Origin of the sequence: Promicromonospora sp. NPDC050880, from assembly GCF_044456525.1 — a bacterium.
Lineage (GTDB): Bacteria > Actinomycetota > Actinomycetes > Actinomycetales > Cellulomonadaceae > Promicromonospora.
Genome location: NZ_JBITFV010000028.1, coordinates 19,629 through 42,736, shown reverse-complemented (window position 1 = coordinate 42,736; position 23,108 = coordinate 19,629). Strand labels below are relative to the sequence as shown.

24 protein-coding genes and 3 tRNA genes are annotated in these 23,108 nt (G+C 71.5%); 6 read left to right on the top strand and 21 right to left on the bottom strand.

Translation table 11 applies throughout. The features are described from left to right. On the top strand, positions 1–1,341 hold the full coding sequence (locus ACIBBF_RS25150; protein ID WP_397418918.1) for a C39 family peptidase: 1,341 nt from the start codon (positions 1–3) through the stop codon (positions 1,339–1,341). Positions 1,342–1,420: 79 nt separating this feature from the next. Here ACIBBF_RS25150 and ACIBBF_RS25145 read toward each other — a convergent pair whose 3' ends face one another. From ACIBBF_RS25145 to ACIBBF_RS25115, 7 genes are all read right to left on the bottom strand, one after another. Further along, positions 1,421–3,691 (bottom strand): N-acetylmuramoyl-L-alanine amidase, encoded by a 2,271-nt coding sequence (locus tag ACIBBF_RS25145; RefSeq protein WP_397418916.1) that lies wholly within the window; start codon positions 3,689–3,691, stop codon positions 1,421–1,423. Between the two features lie 114 nt (positions 3,692–3,805). Beyond that, a complete protein-coding gene (locus ACIBBF_RS25140; protein WP_397418914.1) occupies positions 3,806–4,228 on the bottom strand; it encodes a MaoC family dehydratase in 423 nt (140 codons plus the stop codon). After that, positions 4,225–4,710: a MaoC family dehydratase N-terminal domain-containing protein gene (locus ACIBBF_RS25135; RefSeq protein WP_397418912.1), complete on the bottom strand. Its 486-nt coding sequence runs from the start codon at positions 4,708–4,710 to the stop codon at positions 4,225–4,227. The genes ACIBBF_RS25140 and ACIBBF_RS25135 overlap by 4 nt, the downstream gene beginning before the upstream one ends. Positions 4,711–4,736: 26 nt before the next feature. Next, entirely contained in the window at positions 4,737–4,907 is a 171-nt protein-coding gene (gene rpmG / locus ACIBBF_RS25130) for a 50S ribosomal protein L33 (protein ID WP_013837798.1), read from the bottom strand. 83 nt (positions 4,908–4,990) lie between these two features. After that, positions 4,991–5,067: transfer RNA gene (locus ACIBBF_RS25125), tRNA-Met, on the bottom strand. A 52-nt stretch (positions 5,068–5,119) separates the two neighbouring features. Further along, positions 5,120–5,192: transfer RNA gene (locus ACIBBF_RS25120), tRNA-Thr, on the bottom strand. A gap of 225 nt (positions 5,193–5,417) precedes the next feature. Then, positions 5,418–5,499: transfer RNA gene (locus tag ACIBBF_RS25115), tRNA-Tyr, on the bottom strand. Positions 5,500–5,624: 125 nt separating this feature from the next. Here ACIBBF_RS25115 and rarD point away from each other — a divergent pair. Beyond that, positions 5,625–6,527, top strand: a complete 903-nt coding sequence (rarD, locus tag ACIBBF_RS25110; RefSeq protein ID WP_397418910.1) for an EamA family transporter RarD — start codon at positions 5,625–5,627, stop codon at positions 6,525–6,527. Between the two features lie 55 nt (positions 6,528–6,582). On the opposite strand, the gene ACIBBF_RS25105 is transcribed toward rarD, so the two are convergent. Continuing rightward, the gene (locus tag ACIBBF_RS25105; RefSeq protein WP_397418908.1) at positions 6,583–7,119 is read right to left on the bottom strand and encodes a carboxymuconolactone decarboxylase family protein; all 537 of its coding nucleotides are present in this window, start codon (positions 7,117–7,119) and stop codon (positions 6,583–6,585) included. A gap of 96 nt (positions 7,120–7,215) precedes the next feature. On the opposite strand from ACIBBF_RS25105, the gene ACIBBF_RS25100 reads away from it, so the two are divergent. Both ACIBBF_RS25100 and ACIBBF_RS25095 read left to right on the top strand, forming a co-directional pair. Further along, positions 7,216–8,247 (top strand): sigma-70 family RNA polymerase sigma factor, encoded by a 1,032-nt coding sequence (locus tag ACIBBF_RS25100; protein WP_397418906.1) that lies wholly within the window; start codon positions 7,216–7,218, stop codon positions 8,245–8,247. Between the two features lie 97 nt (positions 8,248–8,344). Next, the gene (locus tag ACIBBF_RS25095; protein WP_397418904.1) at positions 8,345–9,223 is read left to right on the top strand and encodes a carbohydrate kinase family protein; all 879 of its coding nucleotides are present in this window, start codon (positions 8,345–8,347) and stop codon (positions 9,221–9,223) included. 36 nt (positions 9,224–9,259) lie between these two features. Here ACIBBF_RS25095 and ACIBBF_RS25090 read toward each other — a convergent pair whose 3' ends face one another. Both ACIBBF_RS25090 and ACIBBF_RS25085 read right to left on the bottom strand, forming a co-directional pair. Continuing rightward, complete coding sequence (locus ACIBBF_RS25090) at positions 9,260–10,195, bottom strand: HAD family hydrolase (RefSeq protein WP_397418902.1); 936 nt, start codon at positions 10,193–10,195, stop codon at positions 9,260–9,262. Positions 10,196–10,304: 109 nt separating this feature from the next. After that, the gene (locus ACIBBF_RS25085; RefSeq protein ID WP_397418900.1) at positions 10,305–10,928 is read right to left on the bottom strand and encodes a TetR/AcrR family transcriptional regulator; all 624 of its coding nucleotides are present in this window, start codon (positions 10,926–10,928) and stop codon (positions 10,305–10,307) included. Positions 10,929–11,026: 98 nt separating this feature from the next. On the opposite strand from ACIBBF_RS25085, the gene ACIBBF_RS25080 reads away from it, so the two are divergent. Continuing rightward, complete coding sequence (locus ACIBBF_RS25080; RefSeq protein WP_397418898.1) at positions 11,027–12,526, top strand: MFS transporter; 1,500 nt, start codon at positions 11,027–11,029, stop codon at positions 12,524–12,526. A gap of 170 nt (positions 12,527–12,696) precedes the next feature. Here the strand turns inward: ACIBBF_RS25080 and ACIBBF_RS25075 are convergent, their stop codons facing one another. From ACIBBF_RS25075 to ACIBBF_RS25050, 6 genes are all read right to left on the bottom strand, one after another. After that, positions 12,697–13,191 (bottom strand): YajQ family cyclic di-GMP-binding protein, encoded by a 495-nt coding sequence (locus tag ACIBBF_RS25075; protein WP_397418928.1) that lies wholly within the window; start codon positions 13,189–13,191, stop codon positions 12,697–12,699. 143 nt (positions 13,192–13,334) lie between these two features. Then, a complete protein-coding gene (gene htpX, locus ACIBBF_RS25070; RefSeq protein ID WP_397418896.1) occupies positions 13,335–14,258 on the bottom strand; it encodes a zinc metalloprotease HtpX in 924 nt (307 codons plus the stop codon). 137 nt (positions 14,259–14,395) lie between these two features. Then, positions 14,396–15,793 (bottom strand): FAD-dependent oxidoreductase, encoded by a 1,398-nt coding sequence (locus ACIBBF_RS25065; RefSeq protein ID WP_397418894.1) that lies wholly within the window; start codon positions 15,791–15,793, stop codon positions 14,396–14,398. A 198-nt stretch (positions 15,794–15,991) separates the two neighbouring features. Further along, positions 15,992–16,282, bottom strand: coding sequence for a WXG100 family type VII secretion target (locus ACIBBF_RS25060; protein WP_397418892.1), 291 nt, complete (start codon positions 16,280–16,282; stop codon positions 15,992–15,994). Positions 16,283–16,589: 307 nt separating this feature from the next. Further along, on the bottom strand, positions 16,590–16,880 hold the full coding sequence (locus ACIBBF_RS25055) for a WXG100 family type VII secretion target (protein ID WP_397418892.1): 291 nt from the start codon (positions 16,878–16,880) through the stop codon (positions 16,590–16,592). A gap of 121 nt (positions 16,881–17,001) precedes the next feature. After that, positions 17,002–17,802, bottom strand: a complete 801-nt coding sequence (locus ACIBBF_RS25050) for a hypothetical protein (protein WP_397418890.1) — start codon at positions 17,800–17,802, stop codon at positions 17,002–17,004. Between the two features lie 171 nt (positions 17,803–17,973). On the opposite strand from ACIBBF_RS25050, the gene ACIBBF_RS25045 reads away from it, so the two are divergent. After that, positions 17,974–18,237 carry a hypothetical protein gene (locus ACIBBF_RS25045; RefSeq protein ID WP_397418888.1) on the top strand — a complete coding sequence of 88 codons (264 nt, stop codon included), beginning with the start codon at positions 17,974–17,976 and terminating at the stop codon, positions 18,235–18,237. A gap of 78 nt (positions 18,238–18,315) precedes the next feature. Here ACIBBF_RS25045 and ACIBBF_RS25040 read toward each other — a convergent pair whose 3' ends face one another. From ACIBBF_RS25040 to ACIBBF_RS25020, 5 genes are all read right to left on the bottom strand, one after another. Further along, positions 18,316–19,779, bottom strand: coding sequence for a hypothetical protein (locus tag ACIBBF_RS25040; RefSeq protein WP_397418886.1), 1,464 nt, complete (start codon positions 19,777–19,779; stop codon positions 18,316–18,318). Positions 19,780–19,971: 192 nt separating this feature from the next. Continuing rightward, the gene (locus ACIBBF_RS25035) at positions 19,972–20,658 is read right to left on the bottom strand and encodes a hypothetical protein (protein WP_397418884.1); all 687 of its coding nucleotides are present in this window, start codon (positions 20,656–20,658) and stop codon (positions 19,972–19,974) included. Beyond that, the gene (locus ACIBBF_RS25030; protein ID WP_397418882.1) at positions 20,655–21,293 is read right to left on the bottom strand and encodes a hypothetical protein; all 639 of its coding nucleotides are present in this window, start codon (positions 21,291–21,293) and stop codon (positions 20,655–20,657) included. The genes ACIBBF_RS25035 and ACIBBF_RS25030 overlap by 4 nt, the downstream gene beginning before the upstream one ends. Further along, positions 21,287–22,693 carry a hypothetical protein gene (locus ACIBBF_RS25025; protein ID WP_397418880.1) on the bottom strand — a complete coding sequence of 469 codons (1,407 nt, stop codon included), beginning with the start codon at positions 22,691–22,693 and terminating at the stop codon, positions 21,287–21,289. The genes ACIBBF_RS25030 and ACIBBF_RS25025 overlap by 7 nt, the downstream gene beginning before the upstream one ends. An 11-nt stretch (positions 22,694–22,704) precedes the next feature. Beyond that, on the bottom strand, positions 22,705–23,007 hold the full coding sequence (locus tag ACIBBF_RS25020) for a hypothetical protein (RefSeq protein WP_119140008.1): 303 nt from the start codon (positions 23,005–23,007) through the stop codon (positions 22,705–22,707). Positions 23,008–23,108: the final 101 nt, after the last annotated feature.

Genomic DNA, 23,108 nt, shown 5'->3' with positions numbered 1-23,108 from the left:
ATGTCGGTACGGAGAAGGTTGCGGACCACGGCGTTCGCGCTGGCGACGACAGGAGCACTCGTGATGCAGGCAGGGATCACGGCGAGCGCCGTGCCCGCGGGCTCGGCGCCGGACGTGGCGGCGTCGGACAACCGGATCACGCTCACCGCGTGGGACGGGGTGCGGGAGCTCCGCGCGGGTGAGACCACCAACCTGCGTGCGGACGCCCGCGGCGGGCTGGTGCTGGGCCGGGGCGGTGCGGTGGTCGAGTACACCGACCCGTTCGGCGACGGCGGCGCCGTGCGCTACGAGACGGGCCGGTGGACGTCGCCCGTGGTCGAGACCGGGTACCCGGTCGACGAGTCGGTGAGCTCGTGGAACGCGAGGACGCCGACGGGGACGTGGGTCGAGATCGAGTTCCGCGGGCGCAAGGCCGACGGGGCATGGACGAAGTGGTTCGTGATGGGGCGCTGGGCCTCGGGCGACGACTTCTCCCCCGCGGACGGCGGCGTGGGCGACATCCACCGCACCTCCGTGAACGGCCAGGCCGACGACGACGCGTACCTGTTCACCGACACGTACGTCGCGAAGTCGGGACACGAGCCGCACGCGTTCCAGACGCGCGTCACCCTGTACCGGCCGGAGGGCGCCCGGGTGTCCCCGCGGCTGGACGCCGTGACCACCATGACCAACGAGTACCTGCCCGACACGCACTACACCGGCACCAGCGACTTCACACTGGGCCGCGAGGTCGTGCTCGACGTGCCGCAGTTCAGCCAGAACATCCACCGCGGCGAGTACCCCGAGTTCGGGGGCGGCGGCCAGGTGTGGTGCTCGCCGACGTCGTCCACGATGGTCATCTACTCCTACGGGCGCGAGGTGCCGCCCGAGGAGCTGGAGGGCATCGAGGCACCGAACGGCGACCCGCAGGTCGACTACGCCGCGATGAACACCTGGGACTACGCCTACGAGGGCGCGGGCAACTGGCCGTTCAACGCCGCCTACGCGAACAGGTTCGGGCTGACGTCGTTCGTGACCCGGCTGCGCTCCCTCGCCGAGGCCGAGCGGTTCGTCGCGGCCGGCATCCCGCTGGTCCTCTCGATCAACTTCACGGCGGAGGAGATGCCGGAGGCCGGGTACGAGACCGACGGCCACCTGGTGGTGCTGCGCGGGTTCACGGCCGACGGCGACCCGATCCTCAACGACCCGCACGGCGCCACGAACGACGCGGTGCGGGTCGTGTACACGCGGGAGAACTTCGAGCGCGTCTGGCAGACCTCGACCGACGGCCTGACCTACGTGTACCACCCGAAGGACGTCGACCTCCCCCGGAGGGTCCCGGGCCTCACCCCGAACTGGTGACCCTCGGTCGAGTGCGGGATATTCGCCCTTTTCCCTGTGCCGGAAGGGCGAATATCCCGCACTCAACGGCGTACGCGGGTCAGCGGGGCGGGATCGGGAGCGGGTCGGACGTGTAGGACGCCGGGGTGTGGCCCGGGGCGGAGACCGTGACCCGGACCGTGAGGTCCGCTCCCCGGTCGCGGGCCGTCACCAGGTAGCGAGGGCCGGTCGCCCAGGCCACCGGCTCGCCGTCGCGGAGCCAGCGGTAGGCCACGTCGACGTCGTACGGCAGGTAGGTGCCGGCGTCGGCGGTCAGGATCCGGCCTACCCGGGCCTTGCCCTCAATCGAGGGGCCCGACACGTCCGCGACCACCGGGTCGTGGAGCTCGACGTCGGCCGCCTTGACGAAGACGTGCCGGTGCGCGAGCCAGAGCTGGTAGTACACGTCCTGGCCCCGGACCACCGTGCGGTCGCCCGGCCCCGAGCCGTCGAACGTCGTGGCGCGGTAGTAGTCCGAGGGCACGTCGTCGTCGGCCACGGCGTAGGTCTGGCCCATGCCCACCGTGTACTCGATGGGCGTCACGGGCTGCACCGGCACGTCCGGGTGCGCCGCGTACGCGGCCGCCTCCGGGTAGGCCCGGCCGAAGACCGGCGCCGGGGCGTCACCCGCCACGGTGACCGTCTTCGCCGTCGCCGGCACCACCACCGGGCGGTCGGCCGGGTTGTGCAGCCAGGCCAGCGACCCGGCCCACCACACGCCCAGCCACTCGCCCTCGACCCGGTCGACGACGAGCTTGTGCCCGGACTGCACGCGCGCGCTCACGTCGCTCGCGTACGTGGTGCCGTCCGCGCCGTCCGGCTTCCAGCCCGGGTCCTTGGCCAGGGGCGCGTCGGCCGACGGCGCCTGGTACAGGTACCGGAAGTTGGTGCCCGCACCCTCGACGCAGGCCCCGGAACCCGGCGACGCCTCCTCGCAGCCCGTGACCACGTTGACGTTGTCGGCGTACCCCGTGCGCACCTCGACGACGTCGCCCGGCTCGACGTCCGTGGTCGCCTCCAGGTCACCGCCGATCGGCGCGCCCAGCAGCTCGAAGTAGTGGTCCCAGTCCCAGTACGGGCCGGGGTCCCAGTGCACGTTCTTCGTGTACCCGGGCAGGATGCCCGGCACCTGGTCGTGGCCGATGACGTGCGCCCGGTCCAGCGGGATGTCGTGCTCCGCCGCGAGGTGGCGCACCAGCGCCGCCGACGACTGGTACATCGCCTCCGTGAACCACGTGCCCGTACCGGCCCAGCCCTCGTGCTCCAGACCGATCGAGTGCATGTTGAGGAACCAGTTGCCCGCGTGCCAGCCGACGTCGGCCGGGTCCAGGTGTGCGGCCACGTGCCCGTCGGACGAGCGCAGCGTGTAGTTCCACGCCAGGTAGGTCGGGTCCTGCACCAGGTTCACGCTGGGCTGGTAGGCCGTCTCGGTGTCGTGGATCAGGATGTAGTCGAGGCTCGGGCCACCCTGCCCGGTGCGGTCGGCCTGGTCGTGGTTGCCGTAGTCGCCGGTGTCGTCCGGCAGGTCCGGGGACCCCTTCTCGTACGGCGCCGGGAGCCACTCGCACCCGAGGTCCGCGGGGCAGTCGGCCTGCGGGTCGCTCGCCAGGGCGCTCCCCGGGACGGTGACGTCCGGGTTGCCCGTGAGGATCACCGCGCCGTCTTCCGGGGTCGTGGTGCCCGCGCCGTCGCGGAGCGTGCGGTAGACGTTCGCCGTGAAACCGTCGACGTCGCTCATGCGGGACACGGCGTCCTCCCAGGCACCCAGGTCTGCGGACGACGTGGCCGTCTCCGGGGCCGTCTTCGTGGCCGTCTCTGCCGCGCCGTCGCGGACCGCCTGGGCCCGGTAGGCGGCGAGCAGCGCCGCACCACCGCACACGTTGGCCTGCGCGTCCGACCGGAGCGTGGCCTGGTCCAGACCCGTCAGCGCCGCCGCGCGGGCGAGCTCGGACGTGCCCGTGCGGGCCGGGCCGGGCTTGTCGTTGACGGCCGACAGGGGCAGGCCGTCGCCGTGCGCGTGGCCCGGGCCGGCGTCGCCCGCCAGGTTGAACACCCCGTATCCGCCGTCGGTGCTGGCCTGGCCGGCGTGCTGGTCCCAGCGGGACTCCAGGTAGGCGACGGCCTTGAGCAGGTCGGCCGGCACCCCGGTGGCCGACGCCGCGGCGTCGAACGACTCGTCGAGCGAACCGGCGGCGAGCACGGGGGCGCAGGCGACCGTCCCGACGTCCGACGCCGTCCCGCCCGGTGGGGCGGCCGCTGCCGAGAGCGGGATGAGCGGTAGGAGTACCCCGGCCACCGTGGCCAGGGCTGTGACACGTCGTCGTGACGGCACGCGAGGTTCCTCTCGTCGGACAGGCTCGGTCGAGAGAATCACATCGGATCCGGCCCCGCACGGGAAGGGGCAGCGGGTTAAAAGTCCGTGACATGGGCGCCGGAGCGCCCCGGGTCAGAGGCGGACGACGGCCTGGGCGCGGCCCAGGACCTTGGCACCGTCCACCGTGACGGCGAGGTCGACGCGGACCGTGCCCGCCTCGGCGTCGACCGCACCGACCGTGCCGGTGACGTCGATCGACGCGACGCCCGGGTTCGGCACCTCGACGGGCTTGGTGAACCGCGTCTGGTAGTCGACGACGGCGCCCGGGTCGCCCGCCCAGTCGACGACCAGGCCCACCACGGTGCCCATGGTGAGCATGCCGTGCGCGATGACGCCGGGCAGGCCCGCCTCCTGGGCGAACCGGTCGTTCCAGTGGATCGGGTTGAGGTCACCACTGGCGCCGGCGTAGCGGACGAGGTTCGCCCGGTCGAAGGTGACCGTGCGCGTGCCGATCACGTCGCCGACGGCGAGGGTCGCGAGGTCGGGGCGGCTCATGCGTCCGCTCCCCGGATCGCGAGGGTCGAGACGACGGTGGCGACGGGCTCACCGGGGGTGTCCGCCTCGGGGGACGGCACCTCGACGTGCTGCGGCATCGCGTAGATCTCGCAGCGCGTGGTCACCATGCTGATAGCGCCGCGGGAGACGACGCGGTCCACGTGCAGCACCGTCGTGAGCTCGTCGCCGGCGACGATCGGGCGGTGGTGCGTGAAGCGCTCGTCCGCGTGGACCACGCGCGAGAAGTCGATGTCGGCGGCCGGGTCGCTGATGTACTGCGACTCGGAACGCTGCGCCACCACGACCGCGAACGTGGGCGGGGCGACCAGGTCCGGATAGCCAGAACCCCGCGCCGCCACGAGGTCGTGGTGCGCGGGGTGCGTGGCACCGACGGCAACGGCGAACTCGCGGATCTTCTCGCGGCCTACGGAGTAGGGGGCGTCGGCCGGGTAGACCCGGCCCTCGAAGTCAGGATTCGCCACGTCGGTCGAACGACTGCCTACGGGACTCAGCGAGTCTCGCGGTGCGACGTGTGCTTGCCGCAGCGCGGGCAGAACTTCGCCAGCTCCAGGCGGTCAGGGTCGTTGCGGCGGTTCTTCTTCGTGATGTAGTTCCGCTCCTTGCAGTCCACGCATGCCAGCGTGATCTTCGGGCGGACGTCCGCGCTCTTGCTTGCCATGGCTCTCACCTCCGCGCCTCGAGAGGGAGGCGCCATGTGTCTTCTCGTCGCCCGGCATGGGACGCCGGACGGATGTACTTGCTTGGTAGCGAGGGCGGGGCTCGAACCCGCGACCTCACGATTATGAGTCGTGCGCTCTGACCAGCTGAGCTACCCCGCCGCGCGTGACTGAACGCGAGGCCGTCCGGAGGACGACCCCGCGTCGATCACAGAGCCCCGAAAGGGAATCGAACCCTTGACCTTCTCCTTACCATGGAGATGCTCTGCCGACTGAGCTATCGGGGCGCGAGGAAGACTCTACATGCCCTCCGGCCTGGCGTGAAATCGAATCGGGTGTGAGGTGCGCCGCGCCGCCCGGACGAGCCCCCGGCAGGGGTTCACGGCCAGTCCGGACGGCCTGTCCGGGCCGGTGCGGCGGCACGTGGAACGGCTCCGGCACCGGCGACCACGACCCGCCTGGAACGACGAACGGGAGCCCGGCTGACGCCGGACTCCCGTCCATGACTCACGTGGCTGGTGAGGGATTCGAACCCCCGAAGGCTGAGCCGTCTGATTTACAGTCAGATCCCTTTGGCCGCTCGGGCAACCAGCCGTGAACGGTGCCAACCATAGCCCCCCGACGGCGTCTGCGAGAAATCGAAATCGCGCCCCGCCTGGTGACGAGCCCCACAGGCCGGGCCGGGGCCTGCCGGACCGCCCGAGTCCTATGGTGACGCCGTGACACAACACCAGGATCGCTGGGGGCTGCCCCTCGGAATCGGCGCCTACCTGTTCTGGGGCGGGATGCCGCTCTTCTTCCCGCTGCTGGAGCCCGCGGGTGCCGTCGAGATCGTGGCCCACCGCATCGTGTGGAGCCTCCTCTTCTGCCTGATCGTGCTGACCGCCCTGCGCCAGCTCGCCGAGTTCTGGGCCGCGCTGCGCACGCCCCGCGTCCTGGGCACGTTCACCGTCGCGGCGGCCCTGATCGTCGTCAACTGGGGCGTGTACGTGTACGCCGTGCTCAGCGGCCGCGTGCTCGACGCCGCGCTCGGGTACTTCATCAACCCCATCGTGACCGTGCTGCTCGGCGTGCTGGTGCTGCGCGAGCGGCTGCGGCCCGTGCAGTGGCTGGCGATCGGCTTCGGTGTCGCGTCGGTCGTGGTGCTGTCCACCGGGCTCGGCGGGCTGCCGTGGATCTCGCTGTGCCTCGCGTTCTCGTTCGGCCTGTACGGCCTGGTCAAGAACCGGGTGGGCCGCACCGTCGCGGCGCTGCCCGGGCTCGCCGTCGAGACGGTGGTCGCCACCCCGTTCGCCCTCGCCTACCTGGTCTGGCTGGGCGACAGCGGCACCTTCACGGGGCATGGCCCCGGGCACTCGCTGCTGCTCGTGTCCACGGGTGTGGTGACCGCGCTGCCGCTGCTCCTGTTCGGGGCCGCCGCGCGCCGTCTGCCGCTGTCCGTGGTCGGGATGCTCCAGTACCTCGCGCCCGTGCTGCAGTTCCTGGTGGGGGTGCTCGTGTTCCACGAGCACATGCCACCCGCCCGGTGGGCCGGGTTCTTCCTCGTGTGGGTGGCGCTGGTGCTGCTCACGGTCGACGGGATCCGCCGGAGCCGGCGAGCCCCTCGTCCCGGCCTGTCCTGACCCCCTGGTCGCGGTGCGGCGACCGCACCGGCGACCAGGGCCGTCGTCGGACGGATCACATGGTCCCGGGGACCTGGCGGACCGTCACGTTCAGGCGGTTGTACACGTTGGTCACCGCGATGTGCATCACCAGCGCGGCGAGCGCCTGCTCGTCGTAGTGCTCGGCCGCGGCGGCCCAGACGTCGTCAGGCACGGGGTCGGAGCTGTCGGCGATCCGGGTCATGGCCTCCGCGAGAGCGAGCGCCGCGCACTCGGCGTCCGACAGGAACGGCGACTCGCGCCACGCGCTGACCGCCGCGAGGCGGTCCTCCGACTCGCCGGCCTTGCGCGCGGCGCGCATGCCGTAGTCGATGCACCAGCCGCAGCCGTTGATCTGGCTGGTCCGCAGGTGCACGAGCTCCAGCGTGCTCGCAGGCACCCCCTGGCCGTGGACCGACTGGCCCAGGCCGTAGAGCGCCTTCACCGCACCGGGCACGATCATGGCCGGGTTCGTCATGCGGGGTGTCACGGTCCGCAGGTGCGGGGTGGTGGACGCCTCGGGGGCGAAGTCGATGGTGCCGGTGGTCGTGCCCGTGGTCGTCTCGGTGCTCATCGCGGTCCTCTCGTCGTGGCCGGAGGTCCGGCCTGTCACACCGGCGCCCTGCGCGCCGTCACCCCTTCGACGACCCCGAGAACCAGGATGTGACAGATGACCCCCGACGAGCTCGCCTCCGCCTTCGAGCAGCACCGGCCGCGCCTGCGCGCGATCGCCTACCGGATGCTCGGCAACCCCGACGACGCCGACGACGCGCTCCAGGAGACCTGGTTGCGCCTGAGCCGCACGGGCGCGGACGACATCGACAACCTCGCGGGCTGGCTGACGACGGTGACCGGGCGGATCTGCCTGGACCTGCTCAGGTCCCGCTCGACGCGGCGCGAGGACCCGCTGCCGTCGGGCCGGCCCGACGACACCGCCCCCGAGATCCTCGACGACGAGGCCCCGGACCCGGTGCGCGAGGCCGAGCTGGCCGACATCGTCGGTGTGGCCATGCAGGTGGTGCTGGAGAGCCTCGACCCCGCCGAGCGTCTGGCGTTCGTGCTGCACGACCTGTTCGCCGTGCCCTACGAGCAGATCGCGCCGGTGCTGGGGCGATCGGTCGCGGCGTCGCGCCAGCTCGCGAGCCGGGGGCGGCGGCGGGTGCAGTCCGACGCGGCCGCACGGTCGGGTGCCACGGGTCGGGAGGGCGTGGGAGCGGCCTCGCCCGGGTCCGGGCCCGCACCCAGGTCGAGCAAGGGCGTCCAGGCGCCTCCCGGCGCCGCACCCCGGGCCGACGCCGGCCGCCGGGCCGCCGTCACCGACCGGCAGGTGGTCGAGGCGTTCCTGCAGGCCTCGCGCACGGGCGATCTGTCGGGCCTGCTGGCCGTGCTCGCACCCGACGTGGTGCTGCGGGCCGACCACGCCGCCGTGGAGGCAGCCGCCGCGGCTGCCGACCGGGGCGCGCCGCTGCTGGCCCGCGAGGTCCGCGGTGCGGCCGCGGTCGCGGAAGCGTTCCGGGGCCGGGCCCGGCTCGCGGTGCCCGCGCTCATCGACGGCTCCGTCGGGTTCGCCGGTGCACCGGGCGGCATCCCGCGCTTCGTGTTCACGGTCGTCGTGCACGAGGGGCGGGTCGCGGCGATCGACCTCACGGCGGAGCCGGACGCCGTCGCCGGGATGCGCGTGGTGCTGCTGGACCCGTCCTGAGCGAGCGCTGCGCGTGGTGCGCGATGGCCCGCGCGGGCTCCGGGCATACACCCGGCAACGCCGCGGGCGGGTTCCCGGTGGGTGGCAGAGTGAGCGCATGAACAGCCCTCGCACCGTGGTGGCCGGCCCCGCGACGTGGAACACGATGGTCCGGCTCGACCGGCTCCCCGACCCACGGCCGCACACCGTGTTCGCCCGCGGGTCCGTGCGCACGCTCGGCGGCACCAGTGCCGGCAAGACCCTGCACCTCGCCGACCTGGGGGTACCCGTCAGCCTCGTGACCGACGTGGGTACCGACCCGGAGGCCGACCTGGTCCTGGAGGCGCTGGAGCATGCCCCGGGCGCCGAGGTGCTGGCCCGCCGGGTCGACGGACCGTCGGAACAGCACCTCAACCTCATGACCGACGCCGGTGAGCGCCTGTCGATCTACCTCGCCGTGCCGGGTGCGTCGCCCGCGCCGGACCCGGTGGCCGTCGAGCGCGTGGCCGGGGCCGAGCACGTGGTGCTGGACCTGAGCGCCGTGGGGCAGAGCCTGCTGCCCGCCGCGGCCGCGAGCGGTGCGACGCTCTGGACGGACCTGCACGACTACGACGGCACGTCCGCGTTCCACCGCCCGTTCGCCGACGCCTGCGCGCAGATCTTCCTCAACGACGACGGCACCGACGACCACCGCGCGCTCATGACGTCGCTGCTGGACCGCGGTGCGCGCACCGTGGTGTGCACGCTCGGCGCGCGCGGGGCCGTGGCACTGACCGCCGAGGGCTGGTTCGAGTGCGCGGCCGAGCCCACGGAGGTGGTGGACACCAACGGTGCGGGCGACGCGTTCTTCGCCGGGTTCTTCGCGGCGCACCTGACGGGCGCGGGCACCGCCGAGTGCCTGCGCGCCGGTGCCCACCAGGCGACCCGCGCCCTGGCCACCCCCCACCTGAGCCCGCTCCTGCAGGACGGCGCCGCACACCGGGCACCGGCTGAGTAACGTTCAGCAGGCCGTGGGGGGCCGTAACTCGCCGGGTTACGGCGTTGCAGGGCCTGCTGAACGAACGTCAGCACGGGCCGGGCCGCGCCGGCCCGGCGAGACCTGCAGCAGGCCGGCCAGGTGCTCGGCCACGCCGTCGTCGTCGTGGTGGCCGACGACGGCGTCCGCGCGCGCGAGCACCTCCGCGTGGGCGTTGGCGACAGCGATGCCACGGCCCGCCCAGGTGAGCATCGGCAGGTCGTTGGGCATGTCGCCGAAGGCCCACACGTCCGCGGCGTCGACGCCGAGCCGCGCGCACCAGCGCGCCAGCGCGGCGGCCTTGTCGACGCCGGGCGGCATGAGCTCAGCCAGGCCGACGGCGCCCGAGTACGCCAGGTGCGCGTGCTCCCCCACTGCTGCCCGCACCGCCGTGAAGAACGACTCCTGCGCCAGCCGGATCTCCTCCGGCGGGTCCGCGAAGACGCCGGGCGGCGGGACGTAGGCGGGGTCGAGCGCCAGGATCTTGGCCACCGGGCCGCGAGCGCCGGTCGCACCGAGCGTCTCCTCGACCGGGACCGCCCAGAGCTCAGGGTCCAGCGCGGGCTCGCGCTTCGGGTAGCGCGGGTCGAACGCGACGCCGTCGGGGCGCTCGACCGCCAGCGCGGCGTGCGGCAACGCGGTGCGGATACCGCCGACGACGGCGCGCACGGCGTCGTCGTCGAAACCGCAGGTGTCGAGGGTCTCGCCCGAGGCGAGGTCGAGGACGCACGCGCCGCCGATGCAGATGACGCGGCCGTGGCCGCCGACGGCGTCGGCGAGGTGGTTCAGCCAGCGGGGCGGGCGGGCGGTCACGAAGACGACCTCGACGCCGGCCGCGTCGAGGTCGGCGAGCACCTGGCGGGTACGGTCGGAGACCTTGCCGTCGCTGCGCAGGAGCGTGCCGTCCAGGTCGGTGGCGACCACCCGGGGCAGCCGGGCCGGGCTGACGTCCATGCTGACTCCCTGAGCTGCTCCCCGACCTGCTTCCTGGCGATGCACACCACACCCTATCCGGCGCGGCGCGCGGGTCCTCGCCGGCCGGGTACCCGGCCGGTTCGCCGGGTCAGGCGGCGGGGCGCGCGCCCGCGGCCGGCAGCACGACCCCGTCGATGGTCCAGAGCAGGAACTCGCGGTCGACGGGCCTGCCCAGCATGAGCACGCGGTAGGCGACCAGGGCCGGGCCGATCGTGCAGAGCCGCTCGACGTCGGCGTCCGCGGGGATCTCGCCGCGGTCGATGGCTCGCCGGAAGAAGGTCCGGTTGATGGACGCGCGGGGCTCGACGAGTGCCTGCTGCGCGGCGTCGGCGAGGTCGGGGCTGCGGGCGATCATCGAGGCGATGCCCGCCATCACCTTGAGCTTGCGCTCGCTGTCCCGGATGGTCGGCGGCTTGATCATGGCGACGAGGTCCCCGCGCAGCGTGCCGGTGTCCGGCAGCGACGCGTGGTCGAGGTCGCGGCCCTTCATGCACGCGACGGCGTCGAGGACCAGCTCGGACTTGGAGGACCACCGGCGGTAGAGGGTCGCCTTCCCGGCCTTGGCCCGCGTCGCGACCATGTCGATGGTCATGCCGTCGTAGCCCGTCTCCGCCAGGACGTCGAGCGCGGCCTCCAGGATCTCGGGATCGCGGGTGTGGTCCCTCTTGCGTCCGAGCCGCGGCTTCGCCTCGGCCTCGTCGACATGCGTCATCGCCGTCGTCCTCCTCTCTGCTCCCTCAGACCTTACCCGCGGGTTAATACTGAACCAACGGTATCCGGAACTCCATAGTTCCGTATATGCTGTTGCGCATGTCCCAGACTTCAGCACCCGCGACGGACAGCCGTCGCTGGATCACGCTCGTCGTGGTCGGGCTCGCCCAGCTCATGGTCGTGCTCGACGCGACGGTCGTGAACATCGCACTTCCCTCCGCCCAGGCCGACCTCGACTTCTCCGACGGCCAGCGGCAGTGGGTCATCACCGCGTACTCGCTCGCCTTCGCGAGCCTCCTGCTGCTGGGCGGCCGGCTGTCCGACCTCATCGGCCGCAAGCGCACCTTCGTCGTCGGCCTCGTCGGCTTCGCCGGGGCCTCCGCCCTGGGCGGGGCCGCTGCCTCGTTCGAGCTCCTCGTCGCCGCCCGCGCCCTCCAGGGCGTGTTCGGTGCCCTCCTGGCACCCACCGCGCTCGCCGTCCTGACCACCACGTTCACCGTGCCGCGGGAACGTGCGCGGGCCTTCGGCGTCTTCGGCGCCATCGCCGGGGCGGGCGGCGCCGTCGGCCTGCTCCTCGGTGGCGTGCTCACCGAGTCGCTCGACTGGCGCTGGAACCTCTACGTCAACGTGCCCATCGCGGCGGTCGCCCTGTTCGGGGCGCTCACGTTCATCCCGCGCATCGAGCGCACGGGCCCGCGGCCCCAGCTGGACGTGCCCGGCACCGTGCTCGTGTCGGGCGCCCTCTTCGGCCTCGTGTACGGCTTCTCCAACGCCGAGACCGGCGGCTGGGACGCACCCCTGACCTGGGGCATGCTGGCGGCGTCCGCCGTGCTCCTGGCCGCGTTCGTCGCCTGGCAGACGCGGGCGACGCACCCCCTCCTGCCGCTGTCGATCGTGCTCGACCGCAACCGTGGCGCCGCCTACCTGTCGGTGCTCATCGCGGGGGCCGGGATGTTCGGCATCTTCCTCTTCGTGACCTACTACCTGCAGCTCACGCTCGGGTACTCACCCATCCAGACCGGCCTGGCCTTCCTGCCGATGATCGGGATGCTCGTGGTCGCGGCGCAGCTCGGCACCAACCTGCTCGTACCCCGGTTCGGCCCCAAGCTCCTGGTGCCGATCGGCATGACCCTGGGCGCGGCGGGGATGGTCGACCTCACCTTCCTGGACGCGTCGAGCACCTACGCCACGCACGTGCTGCCGGCCCTGATGATCATCGGCTTCGCGATGGGCACGATCATGCCCGCCTCGATGCAGACCGCCACGCTCGGCGTGGACCGGCAGTTCGCCGGCGTCGCGTCGGCCATGGTGAACACGAGCCAGCAGGTCGGCGGCTCGATCGGGACGGCGCTGCTGAACACCCTCGCCGCCACCGCCGCGGCCGACTACCTGGCGGCCCACGCACCCGTGACCGAGGCCGTCGGCGTCCAGGCAGCGATCACCAGCTACTCCACCGCGTACTGGTGGGGCGCCGGGTTCTTCGCCCTGGGCGCGGTGCTCTCGGCGCTGCTGTTCCGGCGCCGCGGCGAGGGGCTCTCCCTGGCCCACGCGGCGCCGGTGGAGCCGGAGCGGGCGGCGGAGCCGGTCCCCGTCGCCTGAACAGCCGTAGACACCGGAACGGCAAGGAGCGGGGGCACCCGGCGACCCCAGAGCACGGGGAGCACTCCTCTGGCCGGACGAGCGAGGCTCCCGTGCGGATCCGTCCGATCCGTGCGGGAGCCTCGTGTGCCGTCGACGCCGACCAGGCGGGGTCGCGCTCTGGTGCGGTCCTACCGGTAGTTGACGAACTGGAGCGCGAAGTCCAGGTCCGAGCTCTTGAGCAGGGCCTGCACCTCCTGGAGCTGGTCGCGCGACTTGCTGGTCACCCGGACCTCGTCCCCCGTGATCTGGGTCTTGACGCCCTTCGGACCCTCCTCGCGGATGATCTTGGTGACCTTCTTCGCGGACTCGCCCGCCAGGCCCTCCTTGAGGGTCGCCGCGAGGCGGTACTCCTTGCCCGAGGCCTTCGGCTCGCGGTCGCCGACCTCGAGGGCCTTGAGTGAGATGCCGCGCTTGACCAGCTTGGTCTCGAAGACGTCGAGGGCCGCGAGCACGCGCTCGGAGGAGTTGGCGACGAGCACGATGCTCTCGCCGCTCCAGGCGATCGAGGCTCCGACGTTCTTGAAGTCGTACCGCTGCGAGATCTCCTTCGCCGCCTGGTTCAGCGCGTTGTCGACCTCCTGGCGGTCGACCTTGCTGACGATGTCGAACGACGAGTCGGCCATGGTGTGGTGCTCCTTCTGCGTGACACCCGGACGCCCCTGCACGTCCGGTCGGGATCTGCTCACCGTAGCCGCCCCCACGGACCGCGACGAACGCTTTGCGCGGGTGACGTCGGGGCGTCCGGGCGGCCGGTGCGGGGGCGGCGTCAGAGCATGCCGGGCGGCGTACCCCAGTCCGGGCCCGACGTCGGGCCGCCGATGCCGTAGCCGCCCGAGGGACCGCCCGCCATGGCCTCCAGCCGGCGGATGCGGTCCGGCATCGGCGGGTGGGTCGCGAACAGGCGGCCGATGCCGGCACCCCGGAACGGGTTGGCGATCATCAGGTGCGACACGTTGGTCAGGTCGCGGTCCTGCGGCAGCGGCGCACGCTGCGTACCCGACTCCAGCTTGCGCAGCGCCGAGGCCAGGGCGAGGGGGTCGCCGGTGAGCCGCGCCCCGTCCTCGTCGGCGTCGTACTCCCGGGTCCGGGAGATGGCCATCTGGATGAGCATCGCCGCGATCGGGGCGAGGACCGCCATCGCGATGGCGGCGAGCGGGTTGCCGCCCTCGCGGCGGTCGCCGCCGCCGAAGAACAGCAGGAACTGTGCCAGCGCCGTGATCACGCCGGCCAGCGCGGAGGCGACCGACGACGTGAGGATGTCACGGTTGTAGACGTGCATCAGCTCATGGCCCAGCACCCCACGCAGCTCCCGCTCGTCCAGGAGCTGCAGGATGCCCTCCGTGCAGCAGACGGCGGCGTTCTGCGGGTTGCGGCCCGTGGCGAACGCGTTGGGCGCCTTCGTGGGCGAGATGTAGAGCCGGGGCATCGGCTGGCGCGCCGCCGTCGACAGCTCGCGCACGATCCGGTGCATCTCCGGAGCCTGCAGCTCGGTGACCGGGTAGGCGTGCATCGCCCGGATCGCCAGCTTGTCGGAGTTCCAGTAGCCGTAGGCGGTGGTCACCAGCCCGACGAGCACAAAGATCCACAGGGTGCCGGACGTCCGCCCGAAGAGGGCCCAGAGCCCGAGGATCACGGCCCACATCCCACCGAACAGCGCGGCGGTCTTCAGCCCGTTGTAGTGCTTGTGCATCGCACTCCTTTCCACCCCCAGAACGCGTGGCCCGCCCGGTGGGTTCCCGCCGGGTGCACCACCCCTGACAGACGATAGTGCCCGGAGGACCTGGGTCCTCCGGGCACTTTCCCTGGGCGGTGGCTGGGCGGCAGCCGTCAGCGGGTGCGGCTGATCGTGACCATGTCCTCGCGCGGGACGACCTTGATCCGCTCGCGGCCCTCGGCCTCGCCGAGCGCCCGCTCGTGCGCGTCCAGCAGCTCCCAGCCGGACCACTCGATGTACTCCACGCCCTTGGCGGCGAGGAACTCGGTGACGGCGTCCGGCGAGCCCTGCGGCGCGGTGCGGCCGCCGTCGAGGTCGCCGGGCGCCTCGCCGTCGGCCACGCCCGTGACGTCCTCGACGAGGTGCCGGATGGTCTCCGACGCGTCCGACTTCGTGTGGCCGATGAGGCCCACCGGGCCGCGCTTGATCCAGCCGGTCGCGTACACGCCAGGCACCTGGTTGCCGTCGATGTCGACGACGCGGCCCTCGCGGTTGGTGATGACGCCCTTGACGTCGTCGTACGGGATCTCCGGCAGGGACGAGCCGAAGTAGCCCACGGCGCGGTAGACGGCCTGGACCGGCCAGTCGGTGAACTCGCCGGTGCCCTTGACGGTGCCGTCGCCCTGCAGCGCGGTGCGCTCGGTGCGGAACCCGACCACCTTGCCGTTCTCGCCGAGCACCTCGGCCGGCGCGTGCAGGAAGTGCAGGTGCAGACGGCGCGACGCCGTGTTCTGCGCCGGGTCCTTGAGCGTCCAGTCCACCAGGGTCTTGACGACCTGCTTGGTCTGGTTGGACGAGTTGATCGCCGCCTCGGAGCCCTCGTCGAAGTCGAAGTCCTCCGGGTACACGACGATGTCGACGTCGGGCACGTGGCCCAGCTCGCGCAGCTCCAGGGGCGAGAACTTGACCTGCGCCGGGCCGCGGCGAGCGAACACGTGCACGTCCGTGACCGGGGAGGCCTTCAGGATCTCGTGCACGTTGGCCGGGATCTCGGTGGGCAGCAGGTCGTCCGCGTGCTTGGCAAGGATGCGGGCGACGTCGAGGGCCACGTTGCCGGCGCCGATCACGGCGACCTGCTCGGCCTCCAGGGGCCAGGTGCGCGGCACGTCGGGGTGACCGTCGTACCAGGACACGAAGTCCGCGGCACCGTAGGAGCCGTCGAGGTCGATGCCGGGGATGTCCAGCTCGGCGTCCTTGATGGAACCGGTGGAGAAGATCACGGCGTCGTAGAACTGCCGCAGGTCCTCGAGCTTCACGTCCACGCCGTAGTCCACGTTGGCCAGCAGGCGGATGTCTCCGCGGCTCAGCACCTTGTGGAGCGCGACGATGATCTGCTTGATGCGCGGGTGGTCCGGGGCCACGCCGTACCGCACCAGACCGAACGGCGCGGGGAGGCGCTCGAACAGGTCGATGCTCACGTCGAGGTCGGTCTTGGACAGGATGTCGCTCGCGTAGATGCCGGCAGGGCCGGCGCCGACGACGGCGACGCGCAGGGGTCGGGTGGTGCTCACGAAGGGGCGCCTTCCGGTCGAGAGGTCAGGAGGGAAGCGAAGGCCGTCCACGATTCTACCGACCGGGTTAGGCGCACCTCACGGGCTCTCGCGGGCTGGACGTGCGGGGGTTGTGGAGAAGAACCGGCGGAGACGCAGGAATGCCCTCCCCCGTCGTCGGGAGAGGGCATTCGCACGCCGCGGTGCGCGGCGCGGGTCTCAGATGCCCGAGGCCAGCTGCGAGTCCGCGTCCTGCAGCGTCGTGGCAGCCTGCTCCAGGAACGACGCCATGCCCTCGATACCCTCGATGGCCTGCTTCGCGCCCGTCGTGAACTCCTCGTACGACTGCTGGAACTTGCCCGAGGCCTGGTCCGTCTGGAAACCGGAGGCCACCAGGTTGTTCACCTGCGACGACAGGTTCGTCAGCTGGTCCATGATCGCGGTCTGCCCGTTACGCAGCTGACCAGCGGTGCCCCGAAGCTCCTCGTAGGTCACGTTCATGTTCGCCATGAAATTACCCCTTCTTCAGATCCCGGCCGGCCCCCACGGCCGATCCGACTACCCCGACAGTAACGGCACCCCACACACCGGTCGATGGGGACCCCTACCCATCAGCACCCATCAGCCCGGAGCGGGGACGAGGCCGGCGGAACACCGTGCCGGCCCGTACCGGGGGCCGGATCGCCGGCCCCGGGCGAAATTACCCCACGCCCGGCACGACCGCCACGAATATTGCTGCGGACACAGCGGCGAAACAGCGGCGGGGGCGGTTCCGGACCTGGTCCGGAACCGCCCCCGCACGCGCCCTGCGCGGGTCTCAGATGCCCGAGGCCAGCTGCGAGTCCGCGTCCTGCAGCGTCGTGGCAGCCTGCTCCAGGAACGACGCCATGCCCTCGATACCCTCGATGGCCTGCTTCGCGCCCGTCGTGAACTCCTCGTACGACTGCTGGAACTTGCCCGAGGCCTGGTCCGTCTGGAAACCGGAGGCCACCAGGTTGTTCACCTGCGACGACAGGTTCGTCAGCTGGTCCATGATCGCGGTCTGCCCGTTACGCAGCTGACCAGCGGTGCCCCGAAGCTCCTCGTAGGTCACGTTCATGTTCGCCATGAAATTACCCCTTCTTCAGATCCCGGCCGGCCCCCACGGCCGATCCGACTACCCCGACAGTAACGGCACCCCACACACCGGTCGATGGGGACCCCTACCCATCAGCCCACGCCAGAGCCGTTCAGCCGTTGCGGAGCCGGCGTTCGCGCTGCTTCTTCAGCTCTTCCAGGCGCTCTGCGCGCCGGCCCGCGGACATCGCCGAGATGCCGGCACCGGCACCGGCACCGGCCGCGGGCACGCTCGCGCGGAACGCGCGGACGCCCAGGGTCCACGACGCGCCGAGGAGCAGCACAGTCAGCGCACCGAACACGACGTGCAGCACCTCGGGAACGCTCGGGGCGAGCGCACCGACGGCGGTCACCCAGGCGGCGCCGGCCGGCAGCATCGCGAGGATCATCCGCCCGTTCAGGCTCCATCCCGCGACGTAGAAGCGCATGACGCGGTCCGTGAACGGCGTGGGCCGCACGGGCTGGAGCGACAGCGCCACACCGCTCACCGTGGGCGGCCCGATCGTGCTGCCCCACGCCGCCCGGGCGGTGTACGACAGCTTCTCGCCCGCGTAGGACGTGTTGAGCGCCCGCAGCACGTAGGTGAACGAGAGCACGGCCAGCGGCCAGGAGGCGGTCAGCACGTACCAGCCGCCGGCGCCGACAGCGGCCACCAGGATCGGCAGCAGGATCCCGACGAACACGACGGCCTCGACCGGGTTCGAGATCCTGTCCCCCACGCCCTCGACCAGACCGTCGGAGTCGACGAACGCCAGGTACGGGACAGAACCCACCAGGAGCGTGACCGCGAGCAGCCAGATCGCGGACCAGACCAGACCGATCAGCAGGTAGCCCAGCGGCCGCAGGGCCAGGCTCGCAGACCCGGGCCGCTGCCCGTCGTTCGTCGACCTCGTGCGGTCTCCGGCCACCGTCATCGCTTCTCCCCCTTGATCGCGTCGTCCGGCCGCCCACGCTAGCGTCCGGACCTTGTGCCGGACCACCGGTCCGGCGTTTCTGAAGTTCACCCGCTCGGCCCGGCAGACTAGGGTCCACCAGGTACGCACGACACACGCACGGCACGCCACCAACCGACAGGAGCGCAAGCGATGAGTGACAAGCGGAAGGCCGAGCAGGACGCCGAGCTGAACAGGGCCGCGCGGCCGTCGATGTACGCGTTGGGCGCTGCCGCCGTGATCTGCGTGCTCGGCGTGGTCCTGAACGTCGCGGCGACCGATCTCTTCGTCTCGCTCGGCGGCTGGGTGACCGTCATCGGGCTGATCCTGGTCATCTCCGTCTGGGCCGGGCTGTCCATGGTGCGGCGCACGAACAAGGCCGCCGGCCGGACGGGCGACCAGAGCTCCGACGACTGAGCCGCCGACGGACGACGGGGCCGCCCCACCACCGAGGGTGGGGCGGCCCCGTCGTCCGTAGCCGTCATGCCGGACGGGTCACCACTTGCCCGCCACGTAGCCGTCGTGGCCGAACGTGTCGGTCAGGCCGGTCACCGCGGTGTTGATGTTGCCGGGCAGCCCGGTGATCTTGCCCCAGGACCCGCCGGCGCCGCTGGTCGCCAGCGAGTTGCCGCTGCTGAAACCGCCCCACCCGTCGCCGCCGCCGATGCTCGTGCCGAGCTTCGCGGCGTTGTTGCCGAGGGTCGCGGCCTGGTTGAAGACGGCGCCGACGGACGCGATGGACTGGGCGGCGCTGGTCACGCCGTCGATCCGCAGCCCGGACTGGCTCATGTGCTTCATCATGTCCACGACGTCGTCGTTGCCCAGCGCGAACCGCGCCCCGCCGTCCTTGTACGGCAGCGGGAACTTGGAGCCCTGCCACGACTTGAAGGCGTTCTTGTACAGCCCGTTCTTGAACATGCCCGCCACCGCCTTGTCGCCGGCCGACCGCACGAACGGGGACTTGAGCACCTCGCCGACGCGCTGACCCTTCGTCATCGCGAACGTCTTGCGCGAGGACTTCAGCAGCGCGGCACCGAACTTCGCCTTGGCCGCCGAGTTGCTCATCCGGCCCGCCGTCTGGACCACCGAGCGAGCCTTCGCGTACTTGGCGATCGAACCGATCGCCTTGCCGCCGAAGAGGCCCATCACGCCCAGGCCGACGCCGAGCAGCATCGCGCCGAACCCGATCTCGCCGCGGGCGAACTTCACGATGTTCTCGATGATGGAGATGATCGAGCCGATCGCCGCGAGCACCATCAGGACCTGGCCGAGGATCGGCACCCAGGACAGGAAGATCGCCAGGATGCCCGCGATGTCGCAGATGATCTTGAAGACCTTGTAGACGCCCTTGACGACGTTCTTGAACTTGTCCCAGCCGCTGTCCTCGAGCCCGTTGACCTTGTCGCCGCTGACGACCTCCTCGATCTTCGAGATGGCCGTGCGCGCCGCCGTGTCCTTGTCGCCGTGCCCGCTGTTCCACTCGGACTCCGCCTGGGTGATCTGCCCCTGGAGATCACTCACGGCGGTGTTCGCGTTCGTCTGCGCGCGCTGTGCGTCGGCCTTGTCCGCGTCGCTCGCGTCCTTGGGCAGGTCGTCCACGCCGTTCTCGGCGCTCTGCGCGGTGGCCTGGGCGGTCTCGAGGTCCGCCCGGAGGGTCCGCAGCCGCTGGGCGGCGGGGTCGGCCTCGTTCTTCGCGGCACGCAGCGAGGCGCCGTAGCTGGTGAGCGCCTCGCCGGTCTGGGAGTAGCGCTGACGCGCCTTCTCGATGTCCTCGCGCACCTGGCCGGCGAGCGTACGCGTCTTGTCCATCGACTTCGCCGTGGTGTTCGTGTCGTCCACGATCTGCTGCAGCGTCGTCACCGACCGTGCGATCGCCTCGGCGAGCTCGGTGTACTTGCGGCCCTTCGCCTCGACGGTGCCGGGTTCACCGTCGAGCTCCTCCCACTGCCTGTCGCTCATCGCTGCTCTCCTACATCGTTACCGCGCCCTCGGCGCCCCTTGCCCAGCTCGGATGTCGATCTTGGTGCACGACCGTCCACGGCCGATCCGTCCACCACGACGGTAGAGCCACGCACGCACCGCGTCGATGGGTACCGCTCCCCATCCGCCGGGCGGTCCCACCGACAAGGCCCGCGCGGCCCGCCGACGGCGTCAGGCCGTCGCCGGCGCGGTCGCCACCGGGGCCACCGCGTCTGCCGCGTCCGCCGGGGCGTCGCGGTCGTCCAGGAACATGATCGAGTCGACGATCTCGTCGAAGAGCATGGCGAACGGCTCGGCCGACGGGATGTCGGGAACGTTGACCCGGACGAAGAGCATCTTCGACGAGTCGGCCGGGTGGGGCATGTGGTACTCGAGGCGCATGGTGAGCACCTCGACCGCCTCCTCCCCCTCGCCGGCCTGGCCCTGCGTCATCTCGGAGATACGGGCGGCCGGCAGGCCGTTGCTCTGCACCGCGACCTCGCCCTCGGGGTAGGCCAGCTTCAGCGCCCCCGCGAAGTCGCCGTCGGCCACGAGCTGACGAGTGGCCTGGGGCCACTCGTCGTCAGCCATCAGCAGGGCCGCGGGGAACGGCACGCCGGGCGCGAGCTCGAGCGACATCAGGTAGGTGTGCACGCCGATCGACGCCGCGTCCCGCGCGGTGCCGAACATCTCCTCCACCGCCTGACGCCGCATGCGCGCGAGCCGGTCCGCCGGCCCGACCTGCTCACGGACCAGGCGCTTGATGAACGCGCCGGCCTTCTCGGGGCTGTCGAGCGGGATGTTGACCCAGGTACCGGGCACGATGACCCGGACCTCGCGGCCGAGGACCTTCACGTCGTGGTTCGCGTCCTGCGTCATGCTGCCTCCAGTTCCACGGCGAGTCCCGCGAGCAGGTCGATCATCTCCTGCGGCATGTCGTCGAACGTCCCGACGCTGCGGGCGATCGCGGTCACCTCGACCATGTCCGCGCACCCGGCGGGGAAGACGCCGAGGATCACGCGTTCCTCCAGGACCGCGGTGCCCTCCATCCCGAGGTCGCCGAAGTGGCTGATCATCGAGTGCAGACCCGTGACCTGTCCGGCGTCGGACGTGCCGTCGATGCGGCCCGCGAACGCGAAGTCGTGCTCCTCGGAGTTCTCGACGATGGCCTGGAGCTGCGCGGCGAAGGCGTCGAGCGCGAGGTCCTCCGTGGCCCCCACGGTCACCATCGCGTCGACGGCACCGATCTCAGGGTGCCGCACGAGCACCGCGGTCTGCAGGCCGCCGATCCGGGTGTCCACGACGGCCTTCGCCACGTCGGCGAGCTGCTCGGCGAGGATGTCCGTGACGTCCTCGACCATCGCGTCGGGGCGCTCCGGCACCGGGGCTCCGCTGACCAAGGCCGCGGCGGTGGACCGTGCCCAGTCCTCGATCTGGTCCGGTATCTCTGTCGGGACGACGTGCCACGACTCCGGGAGGCGCAGCTCGAAGCCTGCGATGCGGTTGCTCACCATCCCGCCACCGTACCCGGCAGGCCCGTGATCTTCCCCCAGTCGCCGCCGGCCGCGCCGGTGGCCAGGGAGTTGCCCTCGCCGAAGGTGCCCCACCCGTCGCCGCCGCTGATGGCGGTGCCGAGCTTGCCGGCACCGACCGCCAGGCTGGTGGTCTGGTGGAAGACCGCGCCGACGGTCGCGATGGACTGCGCCGTGCTCGTCACGTTGTCGATCCGCAGACCGGACTGTGCGAAGTGGCTCATCATGTCCACGACGTCGTCGTTGCCGACCGCGAACCGCGCGCCGCCGTCCTTGAACGGGAGCGGGAAGTGCGAGCCCCGCCAGGACGTGAAGGCGTTCTTGTAGAGGCCGTTCTTGAACATGCCCGCCACGGCCTTGTCGCCGGCGGACCGCACGAACGGGGACTTGAGCACCTCGCCGACGCGCTGGCCCTTGGTCATGGCGAGCGTCTTGCGCGAGGACTTCAGCAGCGCCGTGCCGAACTTCGCCTTGGCGGCGGAGTTGCTCATGCGGCCCGCGGTCTGGACCACCGAGCGAGCCTTCGCGTACTTCGCCAACGAGCCGATCGCCTTGCCGCCGAAGAGGCCCATCACGCCCAGGCCGATCCCGAGGACCGCACCCCAGCTGAAGCCCTCGCGGGCGATCTTCACGATGTTCTCGACGATCGCGATGATCGACCCGATCGCGGCGAGCACCAGGAGCACCTGGCCGAGGATCGGCACCCAGGACAGGAAGATCGCCAGGATGCCCGCGACGTCGCAGATGATCTTGATGACCTTGAGCGCACCCGCGGCCCAGTCCTTGAACTTGTCCCAGCGACTGTCCTCGAGGCCGTTGACCTTGTCGCCGCTGACGACCTCCTCGATCTTCGAGATCGCGGAACGCGCCGCCGTGTCCTTGTCGCCGTGCCCGCTGTTCCACTCGGCCTCGGCGTTGGTGATCTCGCGCTGCAGGTCGGCCACCGCGGTGTTCGCGTTCGTCTGCGCGCGCTGTGCGTCGGCCTTGTCCGCGTCGCTCGCGTCGTCCGGCAGGTCGTCCACGCCGCTCTCGGCGTTCCGCGCGGTGGCCTGCGCGGTCTCGAGGTCGGCGCGCAGCGTCCGCAGCCGGGCCGCGGCAGGGTCCGCCTCGTTCTTCGCCGCGCGCAGCGACGCCCCGTAGGCGCTCAGCGCCTCACCGGTGTACGAGTACCGCTGACGCGCCTTCTCGATGTCCTCACGCACGTCGCCCGCGAGCTTGCGCGTCTTGTCCATCGACTTGGCCGTCGTGTTCGTGTCGTCGACGATCTGCTGCAGAGTCGTCACCGACCGCGCGATCGCCTCCGCCAGCTCCGTGTACTTACGGCCCTTCGCCTCGACGGTGCCGGGTTCACCGTCGAGCTCCTCCCACTGCCTGTCGCTCATCGCCGCTCCCCCTACTTCTTCGACGCGGCGTCTTCGAGCGCCTTGCCGAGCCCGGCGTCGATCTCCTTGAAGGTGTCCACGATCTGCGTGATGATGTCGGACAGCTTCTTGACGTTCTCGAGCATCTCGCCGCGCTTGATCTCCCACTTGTCGGCGAAGTCGTTCACGCGGTCACGCAGCTCGTCGTGGCCGGTGGCGTCGGCCGCCGCCTGGGCGTTGCCGTCGGCGTTCTCCAGCTCGCTCGTGATGGCCTTCAGGTCATCCTTGAGCGCCGTCAGCTGCTCCATGTCGATCGACAGATCGTAGCCAGCCATCGTTCACCCCCTGCTTCCTCGGTCGGGTCTCGTATCTGGGCAGAACCGTATCGGCCACGCTCGCGGGGCGGCCATGGGGAGCACTCCCCATGACCGCCCCG